The 18,810-nt window shown below is 71.7% G+C and carries 20 protein-coding genes; 14 read left to right on the top strand and 6 right to left on the bottom strand.

Going from position 1 to position 18,810, the window contains the following annotated elements; all coding sequences use genetic code 11:
* Nucleotides 1–24 precede the first annotated feature (24 nt).
* A complete protein-coding gene (locus tag ACWDN5_RS17965) occupies nucleotides 25–738 on the bottom strand; it encodes a FadR/GntR family transcriptional regulator (RefSeq protein WP_310976880.1) in 714 nt (237 codons plus the stop codon).
* A 155-nt stretch (nucleotides 739–893) separates the two neighbouring features.
* Between ACWDN5_RS17965 and ACWDN5_RS17960 the strand changes: the two genes are divergently transcribed.
* The 3 genes from ACWDN5_RS17960 to ACWDN5_RS17950 are packed head-to-tail and all read left to right on the top strand — an operon-like array spanning nucleotide 894 to nucleotide 2,706.
* On the top strand, nucleotides 894–1,298 hold the full coding sequence (locus ACWDN5_RS17960) for a nuclear transport factor 2 family protein (RefSeq protein WP_310976882.1): 405 nt from the start codon (nucleotides 894–896) through the stop codon (nucleotides 1,296–1,298).
* Nucleotides 1,291–1,845: a TetR/AcrR family transcriptional regulator gene (locus ACWDN5_RS17955; protein WP_449677099.1), complete on the top strand. Its 555-nt coding sequence runs from the start codon at nucleotides 1,291–1,293 to the stop codon at nucleotides 1,843–1,845. The genes ACWDN5_RS17960 and ACWDN5_RS17955 overlap by 8 nt, the downstream gene beginning before the upstream one ends.
* A gap of 45 nt (nucleotides 1,846–1,890) precedes the next feature.
* Complete coding sequence (locus tag ACWDN5_RS17950; protein ID WP_449677126.1) at nucleotides 1,891–2,706, top strand: DUF72 domain-containing protein; 816 nt, start codon at nucleotides 1,891–1,893, stop codon at nucleotides 2,704–2,706.
* On the opposite strand, the gene ACWDN5_RS17945 is transcribed toward ACWDN5_RS17950, so the two are convergent.
* From ACWDN5_RS17945 to ACWDN5_RS17930, 4 genes are all read right to left on the bottom strand, one after another.
* Nucleotides 2,703–3,554: a WD40 repeat domain-containing protein gene (locus tag ACWDN5_RS17945; protein WP_449677098.1), complete on the bottom strand. Its 852-nt coding sequence runs from the start codon at nucleotides 3,552–3,554 to the stop codon at nucleotides 2,703–2,705. The two genes, ACWDN5_RS17950 and ACWDN5_RS17945, sit on opposite strands and share 4 nt — an antisense overlap.
* A gap of 2 nt (nucleotides 3,555–3,556) precedes the next feature.
* Nucleotides 3,557–6,376: an NACHT and WD repeat domain-containing protein gene (locus ACWDN5_RS17940; protein ID WP_449677097.1), complete on the bottom strand. Its 2,820-nt coding sequence runs from the start codon at nucleotides 6,374–6,376 to the stop codon at nucleotides 3,557–3,559.
* A gap of 176 nt (nucleotides 6,377–6,552) precedes the next feature.
* Nucleotides 6,553–7,245, bottom strand: coding sequence for a hypothetical protein (locus ACWDN5_RS17935; RefSeq protein WP_449677096.1), 693 nt, complete (start codon nucleotides 7,243–7,245; stop codon nucleotides 6,553–6,555).
* A gap of 17 nt (nucleotides 7,246–7,262) precedes the next feature.
* Entirely contained in the window at nucleotides 7,263–8,150 is an 888-nt protein-coding gene (locus ACWDN5_RS17930; protein WP_449677095.1) for a hypothetical protein, read from the bottom strand.
* Nucleotides 8,151–8,726: 576 nt separating this feature from the next.
* Here ACWDN5_RS17930 and ACWDN5_RS17925 point away from each other — a divergent pair.
* Entirely contained in the window at nucleotides 8,727–9,017 is a 291-nt protein-coding gene (locus ACWDN5_RS17925) for a hypothetical protein (protein ID WP_449677094.1), read from the top strand.
* A gap of 81 nt (nucleotides 9,018–9,098) precedes the next feature.
* Here the strand turns inward: ACWDN5_RS17925 and ACWDN5_RS17920 are convergent, their stop codons facing one another.
* The gene (locus ACWDN5_RS17920; protein ID WP_449677093.1) at nucleotides 9,099–9,431 is read right to left on the bottom strand and encodes a hypothetical protein; all 333 of its coding nucleotides are present in this window, start codon (nucleotides 9,429–9,431) and stop codon (nucleotides 9,099–9,101) included.
* Nucleotides 9,432–9,990: 559 nt separating this feature from the next.
* On the opposite strand from ACWDN5_RS17920, the gene ACWDN5_RS17915 reads away from it, so the two are divergent.
* The 10 genes from ACWDN5_RS17915 to ACWDN5_RS17870 are packed head-to-tail and all read left to right on the top strand — an operon-like array spanning nucleotide 9,991 to nucleotide 18,795.
* A complete protein-coding gene (locus ACWDN5_RS17915) occupies nucleotides 9,991–10,899 on the top strand; it encodes a hypothetical protein (protein WP_449677092.1) in 909 nt (302 codons plus the stop codon).
* The gene (locus ACWDN5_RS17910; RefSeq protein ID WP_449677091.1) at nucleotides 10,899–12,350 is read left to right on the top strand and encodes an amino acid adenylation domain-containing protein; all 1,452 of its coding nucleotides are present in this window, start codon (nucleotides 10,899–10,901) and stop codon (nucleotides 12,348–12,350) included. Before ACWDN5_RS17915 ends, ACWDN5_RS17910 begins: the two co-directional genes overlap by 1 nt.
* On the top strand, nucleotides 12,347–12,595 hold the full coding sequence (locus ACWDN5_RS17905) for an acyl carrier protein (protein ID WP_310976896.1): 249 nt from the start codon (nucleotides 12,347–12,349) through the stop codon (nucleotides 12,593–12,595). Before ACWDN5_RS17910 ends, ACWDN5_RS17905 begins: the two co-directional genes overlap by 4 nt.
* Nucleotides 12,592–14,055, top strand: a complete 1,464-nt coding sequence (locus ACWDN5_RS17900) for a class I adenylate-forming enzyme family protein (protein ID WP_449677090.1) — start codon at nucleotides 12,592–12,594, stop codon at nucleotides 14,053–14,055. The genes ACWDN5_RS17905 and ACWDN5_RS17900 overlap by 4 nt, the downstream gene beginning before the upstream one ends.
* A complete protein-coding gene (locus ACWDN5_RS17895) occupies nucleotides 14,052–15,269 on the top strand; it encodes a type III PLP-dependent enzyme (protein ID WP_449677089.1) in 1,218 nt (405 codons plus the stop codon). The genes ACWDN5_RS17900 and ACWDN5_RS17895 overlap by 4 nt, the downstream gene beginning before the upstream one ends.
* Before the next feature lie 14 nt (nucleotides 15,270–15,283).
* Nucleotides 15,284–15,541 carry a phosphopantetheine-binding protein gene (locus ACWDN5_RS17890; RefSeq protein ID WP_449677088.1) on the top strand — a complete coding sequence of 86 codons (258 nt, stop codon included), beginning with the start codon at nucleotides 15,284–15,286 and terminating at the stop codon, nucleotides 15,539–15,541.
* Nucleotides 15,538–16,728 (top strand): acyl-CoA dehydrogenase family protein, encoded by a 1,191-nt coding sequence (locus tag ACWDN5_RS17885; RefSeq protein ID WP_449677087.1) that lies wholly within the window; start codon nucleotides 15,538–15,540, stop codon nucleotides 16,726–16,728. Before ACWDN5_RS17890 ends, ACWDN5_RS17885 begins: the two co-directional genes overlap by 4 nt.
* On the top strand, nucleotides 16,725–17,207 hold the full coding sequence (locus ACWDN5_RS17880; RefSeq protein ID WP_310976908.1) for a flavin reductase family protein: 483 nt from the start codon (nucleotides 16,725–16,727) through the stop codon (nucleotides 17,205–17,207). The genes ACWDN5_RS17885 and ACWDN5_RS17880 overlap by 4 nt, the downstream gene beginning before the upstream one ends.
* Complete coding sequence (locus tag ACWDN5_RS17875; RefSeq protein ID WP_449677086.1) at nucleotides 17,204–17,818, top strand: 4'-phosphopantetheinyl transferase family protein; 615 nt, start codon at nucleotides 17,204–17,206, stop codon at nucleotides 17,816–17,818. Before ACWDN5_RS17880 ends, ACWDN5_RS17875 begins: the two co-directional genes overlap by 4 nt.
* The gene (locus tag ACWDN5_RS17870; protein WP_310976911.1) at nucleotides 17,815–18,795 is read left to right on the top strand and encodes a hypothetical protein; all 981 of its coding nucleotides are present in this window, start codon (nucleotides 17,815–17,817) and stop codon (nucleotides 18,793–18,795) included. The genes ACWDN5_RS17875 and ACWDN5_RS17870 overlap by 4 nt, the downstream gene beginning before the upstream one ends.
* The last annotated feature ends 15 nt before the right edge of the window (nucleotides 18,796–18,810 follow it).

Genomic DNA, 18,810 nt, shown 5'->3' with positions numbered 1-18,810 from the left:
CCGGGCGCCGTGACCGGGCTCCGGTCACGGCGCTCCGCCGTCGAGCTCCCGGACCTCGGCCAGGTGCGCGCGCAGCCAGCGTTCGGACGTGTCGACGTGCATCAGCGCGGCGGCGGTGGCCACCGCGGGGTCGCGGTCGGCGAGCGCGTCGTAGATGGCCTTGTGCTGCGACAGCGTCACGTGCGTCGCGCCGCGTTCGACGGTGCCGCGCCAGACCCGCGCGCGGAGGGTGCGGGAGGAGATCCCGTCCAGCAGCGCGGTGAGGGTCTCGTTGCCGGTCGCGGTGACGACGGCCCGGTGGAAGGCGGCGTCGAGGACGGTGAGGCGTTCGACGTCCTCGACCGCTTCGTGCATGGCGTCGAGCAGCTCGCCGACGGTGCGCAGCTGCGCGTCGGTGATCCGGGTGGCGGCCAGGCCGGTCGCCGCGGGCTCGAGGAGCCGGCGCACCTCGGTGAGCTCGAGGACGCTGCCGCCCTGCATGAGCGCGACCGCGTTGCCGAGGCCTTCGAGGAGCAGGCTCGGCGCGAGGCTGGTGACGTACGTGCCGTCGCCGCGGCGGACTTCGAGCACCCGGGCGAGCGCGAGCGCCTTCACGGCCTCCCGCGTGGGGCTGCGGGAAATCCCCAGCTCGGTGGCCAGTTCGTGTTCCGGGGGCAGCTTGGCGCCCGCCGGGAACCGGCCGGACCGGACGAACTCCCGGATCCGGTCGATCGCTTCGTCGGTCAGCGACTTCGCCATGGCCCTCCTTGTCTAGGGAATCAGTCTAGCAGTCATATGATGTATGCATGCTAAGGAGGCATCGGTGTTGCGCAAGGGTGGCTGATTCACCAGTTTCGACTAGGAGACATGTGATGTCTTGTCTTGGGTTCTTACTTACTTGTAAGTTAGAACGCATGACGACGTTCACGGCCGACGAGGCCGAGGCGCTCAGCGCCCAGTGGGAGAAGGCGTGGAACGGCCACGACGCCGACGCGGTCGCCGCGATGTGCGCGGACGACCTCGTCTACGACGAACCCGCGCTCGGGCACACCGCCCACGGGCCGGAGTCCATCCGCCGGTTCGTGACGCGCATGGCGCACGCCTACCCGGACTACTCGTTCGCCCGCAGGGGGCTCTACACCGAGGTGACCCGCCGCGCGGTGCTCGTCGCGTGGCGCTTCACCGGCACGTTCGCCAAGACGGGCCAGGTCGTGGAGTTCCACGGCGACGACCGGCTGGAACTGGGCGAGGACGGGCTGATCCACGCGTACCGCTGCCTGTACGACAACAAGTTCGTGCTGAGCCAGCTCGGTGGGTGACGCGAGCCCGGCCCGGCTGCCCGCCGCGGCCCGCCGGGCGGGCATCATCGAGGCGGCCGACGCCGAGTTCGCCGCGAACGGCCTGGCGGGCACCCGCCTGGAGGCCATCGCCGGCCGGGCCGGGATTTCGCACCCGCGGATCGTGCAGATGTTCGGCTCCAAGAGGAAGCTGTTCCTCGAGGTGCTGCACGCGGCGTACGACCGCATCGAAGCGGCCTTCGCGGGCGCCGAGCCGACGCTGTCCGCACTGGGTGTGGCGTATGTGCGGCTCCTGCAAAGCGATCCGACGGTCGGCCTGGTGGTGCTGCAGGGCTACGCGGCGTCGGCGGACGAGCCGGTCCGGGAGGCGGTCCGCCGCCGGCACCTGGCGTTGATGGCGACGATCGCGCGCCTGACGGGCGCGGATGCGTTGCGGGTGCGGACGTTCTTCGGGACGGGCCTCGTCCAGACGGTGTCGACGGCACTGGAGCTGCCGGAGCAGCGCGCCGACACGGCGTGGAGCGCGTGGCTCCTCGGCCTGGTCGATCCCGATGTGCCGGCCCGGTAGGTTTTCCGCATGAGCTCGGTGCCGGCCCTGCACGTCGGGTGCGCGATGTGGACCCATAAGGCGTGGCCGTTGCCGCCCTCGGTGCCGGCCCGCGAGCGGCTGCGCGCCTACGCGGGCTGGTGCAACGCGGTCGAAGGCAACACGACGTTCTACGCGACCCCGGCTCGCACCACCGTCGAGACGTGGGCGCAGCAGACCGGCCCGGACTTCCGGTTCGTGGTCAAGCTGCCCAAGCTGGTCACGCACGAGCGCCGGTTCACCGGGGTCGAGACGGAGATGCGGGCGTTCCTGGACGCGATCGAGCCACTCGGCGACCGGGCGGTGCTGTGGACCCAGCTGCCGGGCTCGTTCGGCCCCGCGGACGTCGAGGCGCTGGTCCGGTTCCTGCGTCGCTTGCCGCCCGGTCTGAGGCGTGCGGTGGAGGTGCGCCACCCGGAGTTCTTCACCGAGGCGGCGTCGACATCGCTGCTGGAGCGGGCTCTGGGGGTGGCGGACGCGGAGTGGGTCCCGTTCGACACGACGGTGTTCTTCGGGACCCCGCCGGTCAGCGAGGCGGAGCAGGAGGCGTGGGCGAAGAAGCCGCGCCTGCCCCGCCGGACGCGAGCCCTGACCGACCGTCCGATCATCCGGTATCTGGGCCGCGACGCGGTGGCGGAGACGGTCGAGGGGTGGCAGCCGTGGACGGAGGTGGTGGCGGGCTGGCTGCGCGAGGGCCGCTCGCCGACGGTGTTCGTCCACACGCCGGACAACAACGAGGCACGTGAATTGGCGCGGCGGTTCCACGACGAGGTGCGGGCGTTGGTGCCCGGTGTCGCGGCGTTGCCGGAGCCGGAGCCGGTGGAGCCTGCGACGTTGTTTTAGGGGCGCACGGAGTGCTCAGTGTCCGGCAACATGCAACGGTGACGGAGGGCCGGCGCGAGGGGCGGCAGGGTGCGTCGCCTGGCGTCGGCGATGAGATCTGCCAGTGGAAGCACCCCTGGCCAGTATCGGACTCTGTCGACGCCGGCCGTGATGAGCCGGCCGCTCGGGCCACACGCCAGCAGGCTGATTCCGAGGCTGCGGTCGCGGGGGAGCAGCTCGTACAGCAGCCGTCCGGCTGAGTCCCAGACCCACGTGGTGTGATCCCAGCCGCCGCCGGCGACGACCAATCCCTCATCGGTGACCGCGAGCGCGCCGATCCTGCCGCCGCCGAGCATCCGTGTGGAAGACCCGTCTCGGCTCCAGCGGCGAATGTCACCGTCCCCGGTTGCCGTGATCAGGGCGCCGTCCGGGGCGAAGGCCAGGTGTTCAATCGGTTGGGTGTGACCGGTGAGCACGTGTTGCGGGACACCGTCGTGGTCCCAGATGCGGGCGGTGTTGCCGGCCGATGCGGCCGCCAGCCGACCGTCTTCGGCGAACGTGAAAGCGAGAGTTCCCTTGTTTTCTTCGGCCTCTTCGAGCACACGGACCTCACCCGCGGTGTTCCAGATCCGGAGCGCTCCGCTGGTGGTGGCGGTGATGAGCCGGCCGTCCGGCGCGAAGCCCATCCGGCCCACCGCCGATTCGTGCGCGTCGAGGACGTGCAGCACCTTGCCGGCACAGTCCCAGACTTGCACCGTGCGGTCGAACGCCGCGGCGAGGCGCCCGTCGGGGGCGAAGGCCAAGTGCCGCACACTCAGGTTCCGGTGTCCGGCGAGCGTGTGGATCAAGGTGCCGTCGGCGGCCCGCACTTTCACGTTCGTGCCATCGGCATCGGCGCGGCGACGTCCCGGGCCGACTGCCCACGGCCCGAACCGGCGCGGAGAACGCTGACCGCATCCGTCATCAGGCCGGGATCCGATACGGCGAGCTCTTCGAACCGAGCGGTACCTTCAGCTCGGGTCAGCAACCGCACGAGCCGACTGACGTCCCAGACGTGCACCGTGCTGGATGTCGCCGTCACCAACCAGCCGTGCGCGCTGAAGTCGAGGACGGTCAGGTAAGCCGTGTCCGCCATCTTGATGCGAGCGACCATGCCCTCGGGAACGCACAACCGCACCTCGCCGTTCGTGGCAGCGGCCAGCAGCTCATCCGGTCCGCACACCACCGAAGCGAACCCCGTCATGTCGGGATAGCCGGGTTCGGAGACCCTGGGGTACGGGCCGTTCGGTCGGCAAGTGACCACGCTCCCGATGCCGTTGATCGTGCACAAATGACCTGTTTCGGAGAAGGCGAGATCACGCACCGGCCCGGCAACCGTCACGAAGATGCCCGCTTCTGAGCCGTCAGACAAGGGGAGAGCGCCGTCCGGCGCCCAGACCCGCACCGCACCGTTCCGGTGACCTGCAGCGATCCACCCATCGACGCTCACCGCCAGCGCGGTGACCAACGACCCCTCGGCCGGCTGGAAGCAGCGTTGTTCCGGGCCGCTGCTGCCCCAGATCCGAATCTCCCCGTCCTCGCCGGTGGTGATCAGCAGGGCGTCGGGCGCGAACACGACTGCTGTCCGCTCTCCGTCACTGGTCAACCGGCGGATCAGCTTTCCATCGGGGTCCCACAGGCACAGCGCGTGCGGGCCTGCGGCGGCAAGCCGGCCATCGGCGGCGAACACCAGGCTGGTGACCTGGTGGAGGGTGCCGTCGAGGTGGTGGATCACCTTCCCGTGGGCGTCCCACACGGTGACACGTCCCGCCGTGTTCCCGGAGGCGAGCCGGCCGTCCGGCGCGAACGTGAGCGCACTGACCGGCTCCCGGTCTTCGGTCAGGTCGTGCAGCAGGGTGCCCTCCGCGGACCAGATCCGGATCGTGCCGCGTTCGTCCGCTGTGGCGACGCGACCGTCTTGGGCGACGCGGGCACAGCAGACGTCTGCGGTGTGCCCGGTGAGGACGTGCCGCAGGCCGGTGGCCAGCGACCGGTGGAGCGCGGTGCTCGCGGCCGCGGTCGGGGTCAGTTCGGTGCACGCGGCCAGCGACAGGCTGATCGCGGTCGCCGGGTCGTGGTCGAGGATTTCCAGAGCTCGTTCGGCTGCCACGTCCGCGCGGCGCCGGTGATCGGTTTCGTCGTTGTCCGTGCATGCGGCGGCGAACTCGGCGAGCGGCTCGGGCAGCGCCACCGCCGTGTTCGCGGTCAGGTCGGCGAACCGCGAGGCGGGGACCAGGTAGCCGGCGGACCTCCCGGCGTTCACCCACGCCTTCGCGAGCGCCAGCAGTTCGGTGATCCGCTGCAGCGTGCCACGGTGTGTCGTGATGTGGTCGGCCAAAGGTCGCCACTGTCGCAGCAATGCCTCGTGCGATATGTCGTAGCGAACGCGACCGCCACTGCCGGTGTCGCTCGTGAGCAGGTGCGCCTGGACGAACGCGATCACGACCTCGCGCTGCGCTGCGGCCAGCGCGTCGTCCCACACCGGTCGGCGGGTGGCTTCCTCACCCTGCAGGTCCACGAACAGCAGCAGGGTGGTCAGCGTCGTGTCCAGATCGTGTCCCGATGCGGCCACGGCCGCCTCCGCGCGTCCGGCGACCGCCCCGCCCACCTTGCCGGCAGTCAGGTAATCGGCCCGGCTGACGTATCGGTCGCGGCCGAGGCCGTCGTACAGCTCGCTGAGCAGCGAGCTGAGCAGCGGCAGCGCGTCACCGCGGCCGGTGTCCCGCACGATTTCCTCGACCAGGCCGGGCTCGAACGTCGTATCGGTCAGGCGGGCGGGTCCGGCCACGACCTGGCGGATCCGCTGGGGTTCGAGCACGTTCACCATGAACGGGTCGGTGAACAGTCCGGCGCCGGGGCCGTCCTGGAACCGGCCGACCCATTCCGAGCGCAGTGTCGCCACCACGTGCAGCCTGTGATCGTGCGTCACCAGCGCGTACAGCAGCGCCAGGAACAGGTTTCGCTCTTTCTCGGTGTGCCGGACCGCCGCTTCCTCGAACTGGTCGACGAGCAGCAGCACGCGCGGCCGGGTCCCTCTCGCCGCCCGCAGAGCCTGCAACACGGGCTCCGGTCCCGGTGCGGGCCCGCCGTCCTGAACCGCCGCCAACACGGTTTCCGCCGCCCCGCGAACCTCCGTCCCCAGCAGCTTCGTGAGCTCGTCCACACCGGATGTGCCCGGGGTGATCGATCCGAGAACCGTCCACCGGTTGCCGAGCGCCGGCAGCAACCCGGCCAGCACGAGGGAGGACTTGCCGCTGCCCGACGGCCCCACGACCGGCACGAACCGCAGCGAGGGCGCAGTGGCCCCCTGTACCCGTCGCGCCAGGTCACGCCGGTCGTCCGTACGTCCGAAGAAGACCGGCGCCCGGTCACGGTCGTACGAGTCCAAGCCCGGGTACGGGTTCTCACCGGTCCATTCCGGTGCCGGTGACCGCGCCCGGCACCACAGCCATCCTGCACGCACGCTGACCGCCGCGACCACCGCCGCGCCGATCAGCCACGACCACTTGACGATCGGCTGAGCCCACCCCGGCCACCGGTCCGGGCTCGCGGTCACCAGGTTGGTGAGCACTCCGATCCCGATCCCGAGCAGAAACACCCCGAGCCCGGACGGCTGCGGCGCACGTCGACGCCTCGACCACCACGTTCGCATCACTTCTCCTGCCCGGTCGGAAGCATTCGTCTCGCAGCGGCCGGAACACGGTCGGCCGGTCGTCGGTGACCAGCGGGCGGTCGACCTCGTCCTGGAGGTGGACGCAGTGCGCCTCTTGCAGGTTGCCGACGACTGGTACTCGGCAGCATGTTCGTCCGTTGGCCGAGGTTCTCCGGTCAGGCGGCCTTCCAGATGGCGTGGTCGAGTTCCCAGGGCGTCCGGCCCAGTTCGGCGGCGGCGTCGGCGAGCAGCCGCCGCGCGGATGGGACGTCGACCTGGTGGCCGAGGTGGCGACTCAACCAGCGAAGCACCTTCCGGTCCGGCTTCACCTGCTCGTCGGCGCCGGCCAGCATCCAGAGGTAGCCGAGCCGGACGTCGTGCCCGCCGTTGCCGGGGACGGCCCGCAGCCGGCTTTCCACGGCGCCGAGCCGGGTGAGGTCGGACAGGAGCGTGGTCACGTCGCCGAGCGTGTGCACGCCGGAGGCGGCGAGGACTTCGGCGTAGCGCACCGCGGCTTCCGCCTTGAGCACGCCGCCCCGGGTGCTGGTGCGGCTCCGGTTTTCCAGGACGTCGGCGGCGAGCCGGTCCGGTCCCAGCCGGCGGCCCAGTTCCGCCAGCGCGTCGACGGGCTGCTCGGCGGGGGTGCCGGCCACGGTGGCGAAGTCGGCGACGTCGACGAGGTGGGGTACGAGACCCTGGTGCTTCGCGTACCGGTCGCAGACGGCGATCGTGCTGGAGTACCGGGCGTTGATCGAGAAAACCGCGTCCAGCACGCACACCGGCAGATGCGCCCACCGGCGGGCGCGCGGCTGGATGTCGAGCCCCGTGGCGGCTTCTACCAGGCGCTGGACATCCACGGCTGTGGTCATGGCCGCTCTTCGACAACTCACTGTGCGATCGCGTCAATTCGTACATCACCACTGATCGGGATCACGTACACGGCGTCCCGTCCGTGTCTCCATCGCTGCGAGATCAGCAGATACTTGTCCGTGGTGTGGATCAAGGAGACGAGGCCCGTGTAGCAGAACTTGTACTTCGAGTCTTTCTGGCTGATCTCGGTGGCCGAGATGCCCGGGCCGGATACGGCAAGCCGGCCCACGCTGTAGAGCGCGATCGCTGGGCGTGAATCCAAGTGGCCGGCGATGTCACGGGCAGACTGCTCGCCATTGGTCCGGGCATACGAGGAGACCAACCACAGTGCGCCGATCATGGCCAAAGCGGCGAGTACGGACGGCCGGACCGATGATTTCTCGCGTGGGCGGCGGCTGGTCATCCGTGTCTGCAGGGATCGCAGGTGATCCAGGTAGGCAACGAGGCCGGTGCCTGTCAGCAACATGAGGGCGAGAGCGTTGGTCGGGACCCAGTTCACACTTGCGGGTATCAGGAAGCCGATCCCGATCGCCGCAAGGGTCAGGCCGCCCACGGTGTAGCAGGCGATGATTGCATGGTCGGCCAGCCTTCGCCGCGAGGTGGACCGTGCCGCTGTGGCCGCCGGGAGAAACACCGTTCGGTGAAGTGCCACCAGGAACAAGGCCAGGATGCCGAAGCCGATCAGCGGCAGAATGGTCGAGTTGATACTCCGCAAGGCGTAGTCCGGCGTCGAGAATCCCAACAGGCTCGTGTCTATCCCGAAGTAGTCCCACACGGCCTGAGTGCGAACCCAGCCGAAGTAGTACAAGAGGGCTGACAGCAGCACTGTTTGCGACAGCAGGGTCGAGATGCGGGCCCACGGACCGCTTTGATCAACTTGCTTCTTCGTCGTCGGGTTCGTCATGGCGCCGACGAGGTACCGGCAATCGACGACTCCACGGCAGAAGGTGTCGTCGGAGACGGCGAGGTGCTGCTCGCCGGTGGCTGGGTGATCGTGAGACCGGTGGCTTCAGGCCTGTCCTCGGAAGGCGGAGTTCCCACCAGCGGACTCGTGGTCACGGAATCGCCGCCGATATCAGGGGTACCGCCGGGAGCGGCCGGTGTTCCGGTGCTCTGCTGCGCCGAGGGGTCCGGGTGGGGTTGTGTGTCGTGTTCGCAGCTTTCTGCGGTCAGCCAGGGGAGGACGATCACGGCCACGAGAGCACTGGTTGCTCGACGGTGGATCGGTGTCATATTCGCCTCTGTCTCGTTATTCGAGAGATCTCGCCCATCGTGACTCGCTTCGATCAGAGAAAACGTGACACGGGAGGAACGATGTTCCGCCGGATGGACCAACGATTCCGGGGAAGGTTGCGGCGGGCCGATTTCGACAGCACCTGGCCGGCGTCGGTGGTGCCCAGCTGAGGAGCCGATGCGGTCGCAGCGGGTCCACCGATCGTGACCGTGCCGGTGTCCGGATGAGTGCGGTTATGGTTGACGTGTGATCGATATGGCAGTGCGCGGTGACAGCGGCAGGGTCGTTGCCCAGGCCGAGGGCGGGGTGGAGTGGACTCCCGCTTTCGCGGAGCTGAACCCGGTCGAGTTCCCGATGCTCTGGGCTCTGACACCGTACGGGGATGCGGTGTTCAACCAGCGGCAGGTGCCACTGCTGCTGGCCGAACTTGACCGGGTCCCTGCACGGTGCGCTGGTGACTGGGTGAGGCATGCCCGCGAGCTGTGCCAGGTCGTCGAACGCGGAACGCACTGGTATCTGTGGTTCATCGGCGATTGACCGCGGGTTGCCAAGCCGTTCTCGCCTCCACACGCACATCGGCAGAAGCGGACGTTGCCGCGGTGACGTTTGCGCGGCGAGTCACTCGGCCGAGCGAGCCCGCCACGTCTGCACCGCTCCGAGCGCGATGCGGGCCAGCAGCACCGCGGCCCCGATGCCGGCGGTCAGCCGGGCGCCGAGACCGTCGAGCCGGACGGTGAGCCAGCCGCCCGCAGCCGTGCCCAGCACGGCGAGCAGGAAGTCGACTGCCCACAAGGGCGACAGGCTGAGCGCCATCATGTCGGCTGCCGTGTCTCCGCGCCGGCTTTGCCGCGCCAGGTGGATCCAGAGCCACGCGGTGCCGGCGAACGTGAGCCAGGCCAAGCCGAGTACCACCCAGAGCACCGCGGTCACCGGGCTTCTCCTGCTGTGCAACGAAACACCATGGAATTCATCGCCGCCTCCCTGTCGGTCCCGATCAGGATGAGCTCGTTCGGACGCGCTGTCAAGACATCGTGTCCGGACAGAGTGTCCGGAAACCTCTACGACATCAGGGTCGACGCCGACCTGCGTGGCCAAAGTCATGGTGAGGAGCGTGTGCCGGCTCAGTCACCGAGGGGCTGGGCCGGACGCGTGGACGTCGTCGGAGCGCTGACGTGTACACCCCCGGCGGAGCGTCCGCCGAGCGGGTGAACTCTGAAACGCCACTGGGCCGGACAGCGTCGCGAAATTACTCCGTTTGCCGCCCGGGTTGCTGCGCTTGCCCGGGTTTGGGGCTTCCGATGCGTGGGGATCCACCTCGGTTCCGGTCGGTTGACCGGCAAATGGGCCGCGTTGCCCGGCAATTTCCGGTGCGGTAGAAAGTAATTGCACACCGCTTCGCCAATGGCGAATGAATGCAATTGACCATCGCTGCCTCCCTGGGGGATCCGTGTCGAATCGCCACGCCTTCGTTTCCTGTGCCCGTCTCATGGGACGGGTCGATTCCGCCTGCATGGACTGTGTGTCGGACGTCGTGGCGCTGCTGCTGGCGCACGCCGGGGTGGCCGATGTGCGTACTCCTTTCGCCTACCAGTGGGCGTTTCGGGTCGTCGGTGGAATCGACGGCGTGCTCGAGCCCGACCTGCCGCCGCGGGCGCGGGACCGGTCCGTTGCGCGGTTCACCGGATTTCGTCCGAAATGGACGGCCAATGGGACGGCGGCGGAATGCGTTGATTCGTGGGCGGCCGAGATCGGCCGGGGCAACGCCGTCGCCGTCACCGCGGATGCCTTTTTTCTGCCGTGGCTTCCGTACTGCGGAAATGAGCACATGGAGCACGGATTCGTCGTCGAAGGCGTCGAAGGAGGGCGGGAATCCGTCCTGCACGTCGTCGATCCCTATGAAAACCGGACACGGTGGGGGCACGCGCGGCCGACGACGACCAAGGTGGTCCTCGGCGACCTCGGCCACGCCCTCGACCAGGGCGCCTGGGCGGTGCTCGAACCGTGCGGGCCCGCCGAACCGCTGGACGCCGAACGCGAGGTCCGGGCCAACTGCGAAGCGATCCTCGCCTCCCACGCCGACGGCACGGCGGCCGCCTTCGCCGGGCAGTACCGCGAGCCCGACGCCGTCGCGCTGCACCGGCTGGCCCTGCAGAGCTGGCTGATCACCCGTGACCGGCAACTACACGGCCTCTGGCTGCGGGAACTGCCCGGCACCCCCGCACCCGGCTTCTCCCGCGCCTTCGACGAAACGGTCCTCCCGCGCTGGCAGAAGCTCCAGGAACTCACCTACGTCGCGATCCGCCGCGTCGAAGCCGGCCGCTCGGCGCCGCCGGCCGTCCACGCGGCCCTCGAAGCCGCGCTGGCCGCCGAAGCCGAGCTGGCCGGCACCTCCCTCGACCACCCGGAAGGACGCGCTTGATGCTCATCCACCAGCACTTCTTCGCCCAGGCCCGGCGCACGCCCGGCGCCGTGGCGATCGTCGAAGACGACGGCCCGTCGATCACCTACGGCGAGCTCGCCCGCGCCGCCGCCGGGCTGGCCGGGCAGCTCCGCGACCGGCCCGGCCGGGTGGCCGTGGTGAGCCGCAAGCGGATCGGCACCGTCGTCGCCTTCCTCGCCTGCCTGCGGGCCGGCCGCGCCTACGTCCCGATCGACCCCGCCCACCCGGCCGACCGCCGCGACTTCGTCCTCGCCGACGCCGGCTGCGAAACGCTCCTGGACCTCGAAGACCTCGACGCGCTGCAGGGAAAGCCGGAAAGCGAGCCGGCGGCACCAGGCCCGGACGACGAGGCCTACGTCCTCTACACCTCCGGCTCGACCGGCACCCCCAAAGGCGTCGTGATCACCCACCGCAACGCGGCGGCGTTCACCGATTGGGCCGCCGCCGAATTCCCGCTCACCCCGCACGATCGGGTCGCGGTGCACGCGCCGCTGCACTTCGACCTGCCCGTCTACGACCTCTACGCCGGCCTGCGCGGCGGCGCCGCCCTGCACCTGGTGCCCGAGCGGGCCGCGCTCTTCCCGGCGGCGCTGGCCCGGCTGCTGCGCGAGCGGCGCATCACCAGCATCTACGCCGTCCCGACCGCGCTGGCCGCGCTCGCCCGCCGCGGCGGCCTGGCCGCGGGCGACCTGCCGGACCTGCGGCAGCTGCTGTTCGCCGGCGAGGAGTTCCGGACGGCCGCGCTCGCCGAGCTGATGGCCCTGGTCCCCGGCGCGGCCGCGGCCAACCTGTACGGCCCCATCGAGACGAACGTCGTCACCGCGCACCGGCTCCCGGGCCCGCCGGACCCGGACAGCCGTCTCCCGATCGGCCGGCCGGTCACCGGCGCCGTCATCGGCCTGCGCGACACCGAGGGGCACGTCGGGTTCGACGGCGAGGGCGAAGGCGAGCTGGTCGTCGCGGGCGACTGCGTCACGCCGGGCTACCTGGGCCGGCCGGACCTGACCGCCGCCGCGATCGTCCACTCCGGACAGTTGCGCTGCTACCGCACCGGCGACATCGCCCGCCGCGACGCCGACGGGACGCTGCACCTGCTGGGCCGCGCGGACGGGCTGGTGAAGACCCGCGGCTACCGGGTCGAACTGGGCGACGTCGAAGCCCACCTCGCCGCGCACCCCGGCGTGGACGGCGTCGCCGTCGTGGCCCTGCCCGACCCGGCCACCACCCACCGGCTGCACGCCGCGGTCGTCCCGCGCGCCGGCGCCGACCACGAGACGCTGCCCGCGGAACTGCTCCGCCACTGCCGCGCCCGGCTGCCGCACTACATGGTGCCGTCCCGGGTCCACGTCCTGGCGGCCCTGCCCACCACCAGCACCGGCAAGACGGCGAAACGGGTGCTGGCCGAAACGCTCGAGGGAGACCCGCGATGACCGACACCCTCGCCCGGACCGTCGCCGACGTGCTCGGCGTTCCCGCCACCGACGTCCTGTCCGCCGATTCCCTGTTCGACCTGCCCGGCTTCGACTCGATCGCCATCGTCTCGGTCCTCGAACGCCTCGAAGACGACCTCGGCGTCGAGGTGCCGGCCGAAGAGATCGTGCCCGAGGCCTTCGAAAGCCTCACCGCCCTGCGGTCGCTGCTCGACACCGCCCTCCCGGAAGGAGCACACCCGTGATCCCGCGGTTGCTGCACGAACTGCTCGACCGGCGCGCCGCCGCCACGCCGGACGCCCCGGCGCTGGCCCGCGACGACCTGCGCTGGACCTACGCCGACCTCGCCCGCCGGTCGCGGACGCTCGCCGCCTGGCTCGGCGGCAAGGGTGTCGGCCGCGGTGACCGGGTGCTGGTCGCCGCGCCGCACGACCCCGACACGGTGGCGCTGCTCTACGCGGTTTCGCGGCTGGGCGCGGCCTACGTCGTCGTCAGCGACCGGATCCGGCCGTTCCACCTCGACCACATCCTTGCCGACAGCGAGCCCGAACTGGTGCTGGCCGCCGACGCCGCGGCCGAAACCGTCTCGCGCAGCACGGCGAAGGTGCACAAGCTGAGCGAACTCCCGCCCACCGGCGACGCCGAGGTCCCCGCGTCCCCCGCCACCGGCGTCGACATCCTCAGCCTGATCTACACCTCGGGCAGCACAGCCATGCCGAAGGCCGTGGTCTCGACGCACGAGCAGGTGCTGTTCGCGGTTTCCGCCATCGCCGAGCGGCTGGGCTACCGGGCCGAGGACCGGGTGTTCTGCTGCCTGCCGCTGTCCTTCGACTACGGCCTCTACCAGGTCTTCCTCGCCGCCGAGGCCGGTGCCTGCCTGGTGCTGGGCGACGACGCCGCGGCCGGGCCGGCCCTGCTGTCCACTGTGGAGCGGGAGGGGGTGACCGTGCTGCCGCTCGTGCCCGGCCTCGGCGCCACCCTGGCCCGGCTGGCCGCGCGGGCCGGGCGGTTCCCGGCCGCGCTGCGCCTGGTCACCAACACCGGCGCCGCCCTGCCGGCCTCGCTGTCGGCCAGGCTGCGGGAGTTCTCGCCGGGCCTCGACGTCGTCGCCATGTACGGGCTGACCGAGTGCAAGCGCGTCTCCATCGAGGAGCCGAACGCGTACCTGGACCGCCCGGGCTCGGTCGGGCGGCCGCTGCCCGGCACGGAGGTCCTGGTCCTCGACGACGACGGCGCCGAGCTGCCGCCCGGCGAGGTGGGCCAGTTCGCCGTCCGCGGGCCGAACGTGATGGCCGGCTACTGGCGGGCGCCCGAGCAGACCGCGCGCCGATTCCCGCGGGACGCCTACGGCCGCGCGACCCTGCTGACCGGCGATCGCGGCCGCGTCGACGAAGAGGGCTACCTGTACTTCGAAGGCCGCGACGACGACCAGTACAAGCAGGACGGCTTCCGGGTCAGCGCGGTCGAGGTGGAAGGCGCCGCGGCCGACGTCGACGGTGTCACCGAAGCCGCCGTGCTCCCGCCCGCCGGGGACCGGCCGGCCGTTCTCGCGGTCACCGGCACCCTCGACCCCGGGCAACTGCGCGAAGGGCTCGCCGAACGCCTGGAACCGCACAAGATCCCCGACCGGATCGAAGTCGTCGACGCGCTCCCGCACGGCGTCAACGGCAAGATCGACAAGCGCGCCCTGGAGGCCGCCCTGTGATCACGCCCCTGCACGAGGAGATCGCGGACCGGCACGGCACGCCCGCGTTCGTCTACGACCTCGACGCCGTCCGCCGCGCCCACGCCGACCTGACCGCCGCGCTGCCGTCTCCGTCCACTGTGTACTACTCGGTGAAGGCCAACCCGCACCCGCGGATCATCGCGCTGCTGCACGCACTGGGCTGCGAAGCCGAAGTCAGCTCGACCGGCGAGATCGACGCCGCGCTCGGCGCCGGGGTGCCGCCGGAGGCCGTGCTGCTCACCGGTCCGGCCAAGACCCCGGAAACGGTCGCGCACGCCCTGTCCCACGGGGTCACGCGCTTCTCGGTCGACTCGCCGGACGACCTCGCCCGCGTCGACGACCTCGCGCGCCGGTCCGGGACCGAAGCCCGGTGCGCGCTGCGCGTCAACGCCGACGAGCCGGTGCCCGGCGCGGGGCTCAGCATGACCGGGACGTCGTCGCAGTTCGGCGCGGACCTGTCGTGGGTGCTGGCCGAGACGCCGCGGTTCACCGGGTTCGGGCACGCCCGCGTCACCGGGCTGCACCTGTACATGGGCACCAACCTGACCGAGGAGAAGGATCTGCTGGCCCAGTTCGAGGTCGGGATCGGCATCGCGGAGAAGCTCGCCGTGCTCTTCCCCGACCTCGGCGAAATCGACCTCGGCGGCGGGTTCGGCCTGCCGTACGCGCGGGCGGGGGAGCGGCCGCGGTTCACCGGGCTCGCGGCGGCGCTGGAGACGCTGCTCGACGACCGCCTGCCCGGGTGGCGGGACGGGGCGCCCCGCGTGTCCTTCGAATCGGGCCGCTACCTCGTCGGCGACTGCGGGGTGCTGCTCAGCCGGGTGGTGGACGTCAAGGAGTCCAAAGGCACCCGGTACGTCCTGCTCGACACCGGCGTCCACCACCTCGGCGGCATGTCCGGCCTGCGCAGGATCCCGTCGATCTCGGCCGACGTGCTGGCTTCCGGCGAGGTCGAGGACGAGCCGGTGACGGTGGCCGGCCCGCTGTGCACCCCGCTCGACGTCCTCGCCCGCGGCGCCCGGCTGCCGAGCACCGGCATCGGGGACCTCGTCGGCGTGCCCAACGCCGGCGCCTACGGCCCGACCGCCGGCCTGCTCGCGTTCCTCGGCCACCCGGCACCCGCCGAGGCGGTCGTCGACGGCGGCCGCCTGGAGTCCGCGTCCCGGCTGCACGTGACCCGCAACCCGCTCTGACGAAAGGAAAGACCATGGACACCGCACGCTTCGACACGATCCTGCGCAAGTACCTCAAGAACCTCGCCCCGCAGCAGGAACTGACCTCCGACGCCCGGCTCAAGGACCTCGGCCTGAACTCGATGCGCGCCATCGACCTGCTCTTCGACCTCGAGGACGAATTCGGCGTCGAACTGCCCGACGACGCGATGACCGACGACACGTTCGCCACCCGTGACGCCCTGCTGGACCGGGTGCGGGAGGCCCAGGACACCACGGCGGGTGCGCGGTGACGGCGCTCGCCCCCGCCGCGCCCACGCTCGCCGAGCGCACGGCCGGGGTCGTGGACGTGCTCGCCGAGCACGCGCGGGCGGTCGACGACAGCGCCACGTTCCCGGTCGCCTCCCTCGACGCACTGCGGGAAAGCGGGCTGATGGGCCTGCTGGTGCCGGTGGAGCACGGCGGCCTCGGCGGCGACCTCACCGACCTGGCCCGGACCGCCGCGGAACTCGGCGGCGCGTGCCTGTCGACGGCGATGATCTGGGCGATGCACGGCCAGCAGGTCGCCGCGATCGCCGCCCACGCCGGGCCGCGGCTGCGTGCGGACCTGCTGCCGCGGATCGCCCGCGGCGAGGTCTACGTCGCCTCGGTCACCAGCGAACGCGGCAAGGGCGGGCACCTGCTCACCGCGGAAGCGCCGCTGCGCCCGGACGGCGATCGGCTCGGCATCGACCGCGACGCCCCGATCGTCACCGGCGGCGCGGTCGCCGACGGGTTCCTGATCACCATGCGGGCCTCGCCCGAGGCCGGCTACGACGACGTCTCGCTCGTCTACGCCGACCGCGGGCAGGTCACCGCCGAGCCCGGTCGTGGCAGCTGGAACCCGATGGGCATGCGGGGCACGCACAGCGTCCCGCTGCGGATCACCGGGGACGTCCCGGCGGACCAGCTCGTCGGCGAGCCCGGCGGGTTCCGGACGGTGGCCACGCGGACGTTCGTGCCGGCCGGGCACATCGGCTGGGCCGCCTGCTGGCTCGGCGCCGCGCGCGGCGCGCTCAGCTCGGTGCTGGGCATGATCCGCGACCCGCGCACGCGGGGGTCGTTCGACCCGACGTCGGAGCTGTTGCGGCGGCGGCTGGCGCGGGCCCGGCTCGACCTGGACACCGTGGCGGCGCTGCTGGCGCAGGTGATCCGCGACGCGGCCGACGCTCCCGACGCCGAAGCACCGGACGTGCAGCTGCGGCTCAACGGCCTGAAGGTGCACGCGGCGGAACGCTGCGCCGCCGTCGTCGACGAGCTCGTCGAGCTGACCGGCCTGCGGCACGGGTACATGCGGGACTCCGCGCTGCCGCTGGAACGCGTCCACCGGGACCTGCGCTCGGCGAGCCTCAACTACGCGAACGACCGGCTCTACGACGCCAACGGGGCGATCGCGCTGCTGGACCGGGGCGTCACACTGGCCTGGGCGGGCCGGCGGTGACCGCGGTGGCGGGCGACCGGCTCGCGTTCCGGACCTTGATGGCCCAGTGGCCGACCGGTGCCACCATCGTGTCCACTTCGGACGGCACCGGCCCGGCCGGCTGCACGGTCAGCGCCTTGATGTCCCTTTCGGACAGTCCGCCGCTGGTGGTCGTCTCGCTGCTGGCCCGCAGCGCGACGCTGGCGGCGATCCGGCGGGCGGGCCGCTTCGCGATCACCGTGCTCAGCTCCGCCCAGGCCGGGTTGTGCGCCGACTTCGCGCGGCTGCCGCTGACCGAACGCTTCTCGGCGACCGAGCTGCGGGAGGTCGACGGGCTGCCGCTGCCGACCGGCGGGGTGGCGGCGCTGACCTGCGAACTCGACGACGAGCTGCCGTACGCGGACCACGTCCTGCTGGTCGGCGCGCCGACCTGGACGGAGATCCGCGAGGACCGGGACCCGTTGCTGGTGCACCGGCGCGAGCTCAAGGCTGTCTCGTGACCGCCGTCGAGGTGGCGCCCGGGGTGCACCTGGCGGCGACGCCGGCCGATGCGGCCCTGGCGGAGCTGCCGGTGCCGGCCTGGGCCGAGCGCGAGGCCCGGGCCATGGCACCGCGCCGGGCCCGCGAATACCTGGCCGTGCGGGCGCTGTACGTGCGGCTGGTGTCCGAAGTGGAGGGCTCGGCGCACCCGCTGGACCGCACGGACCGCGGAAGACCGGTCGTGCCCGGCCGGCCGGACCTGCACGTCAGCCTGGCGCACTCCGACGACGTCGTCGCGGTGGCGCTGGCCCGCGGCCGGGACGTCGGCGTCGACGTGCAGGAGGCGGGCCTGCCCGGGCCGGCGATGCTGCGGCGGTGCTGCCCGGGCGAAGCCGGGCGGATGGCGGCCGAACCGGCGGCGGGCGGACGGGACTTCGCCCGCGTGTGGGCCGCCCAGGAGGCCTGCGTCAAGGCGACCGGGCAGGGGATCGCGGGCCGGCCCTGGCGCATTCCCGTCACCGCGGCCGCCGCGTCCGGCCGCTGGCGTGACCTCACGTGGACGCAGCTGCGGGACCGCGCCAGCGCTTTCGCCCTCTGCTGCGCCTACGCCGATCGAACGGAGGGGCGATGACCGACGGCCTGAGCTGCTACACCGCCAACCTGGCGGCCTACCTGGAACACCACGGCACCCCGGGCGCCGCGGACGCGATCGCCGTGTCCGTGCGGCTGGCCGTCGACCTGCGCCGGCCCGACGGGCTCGTCGCGGTCTCGCACCACGACCGCCCGCTGGACCGGATGGGCGACGGCACCCGGCTCACCTACCGCGGCCACGACGACTTCGCGGGGTTCCGCGCCGACCTGGACCGGGAGCTGCGGGACTACGGGTGCGCCCTGGTCGTCGGCTACAGCACCCAGCTGCCCTGGGCGGCGCAGCGGGAGGGAACCGCGGCCCCGCACTTCCTGCTGGTCGACGGCTTCGAAGACGGCCGCTGGCACGTCGAAGACCGGTTCACCGGCCTGATGACGTCGGGGCAGCACCAGGAACCGTTCACCGGCTGGATCGGCGAGCCCGACCTGGACCGCCTGACGCGCCGGGACGGGCCGGAACCGGCGAAGCACCACCTGCGCAACACCCTCGCGTTCGGCTTCGAGAACCCGGCCCCGGCGGGCTGCCGCCACCTGCTGCTGCGCCGGAAGTCCCGGCCGGTGCACCCGAACCCGCTGCCCGCGCACTGGGTGACCGGGACCGTCAAGGCCCTCGGCGCTCTGGGGACGCACCTGGCCGACAGCGACGCGCTGGTCCGCGACCCCGACGTCGTCGACGACTGCTGGGCCGCGGCGCAGCACCACCTCTGCAGCCACCGGCGTCTCGGCCGGCACCTGGGGTTCCGGACCACGAGCGAACAGCGGCGCTCGGCGCTCGAAGAAGCCATGAAGTGCTGGGAAAAGCTGCCGCGCACGTTGCGCTTCGCCGCGACGTCGGCACGACGCGGCCGATCCCGGCCCACGCTCGTGCGCGCCGCGTTCACCGAACTCGCCGAGCGCGAACACGAAGCCGCCCAAGCCCTCACCGGTGCCGTGCTCGTGGCCGCCGGTGCGAGCGACTGACTCCCGAGGAGGACG

The sequence above is a fragment of the Amycolatopsis sp. NPDC003731 genome (assembly GCF_053586895.1).
This window is presented reverse-complemented; position numbering and strand designations above follow the sequence as displayed.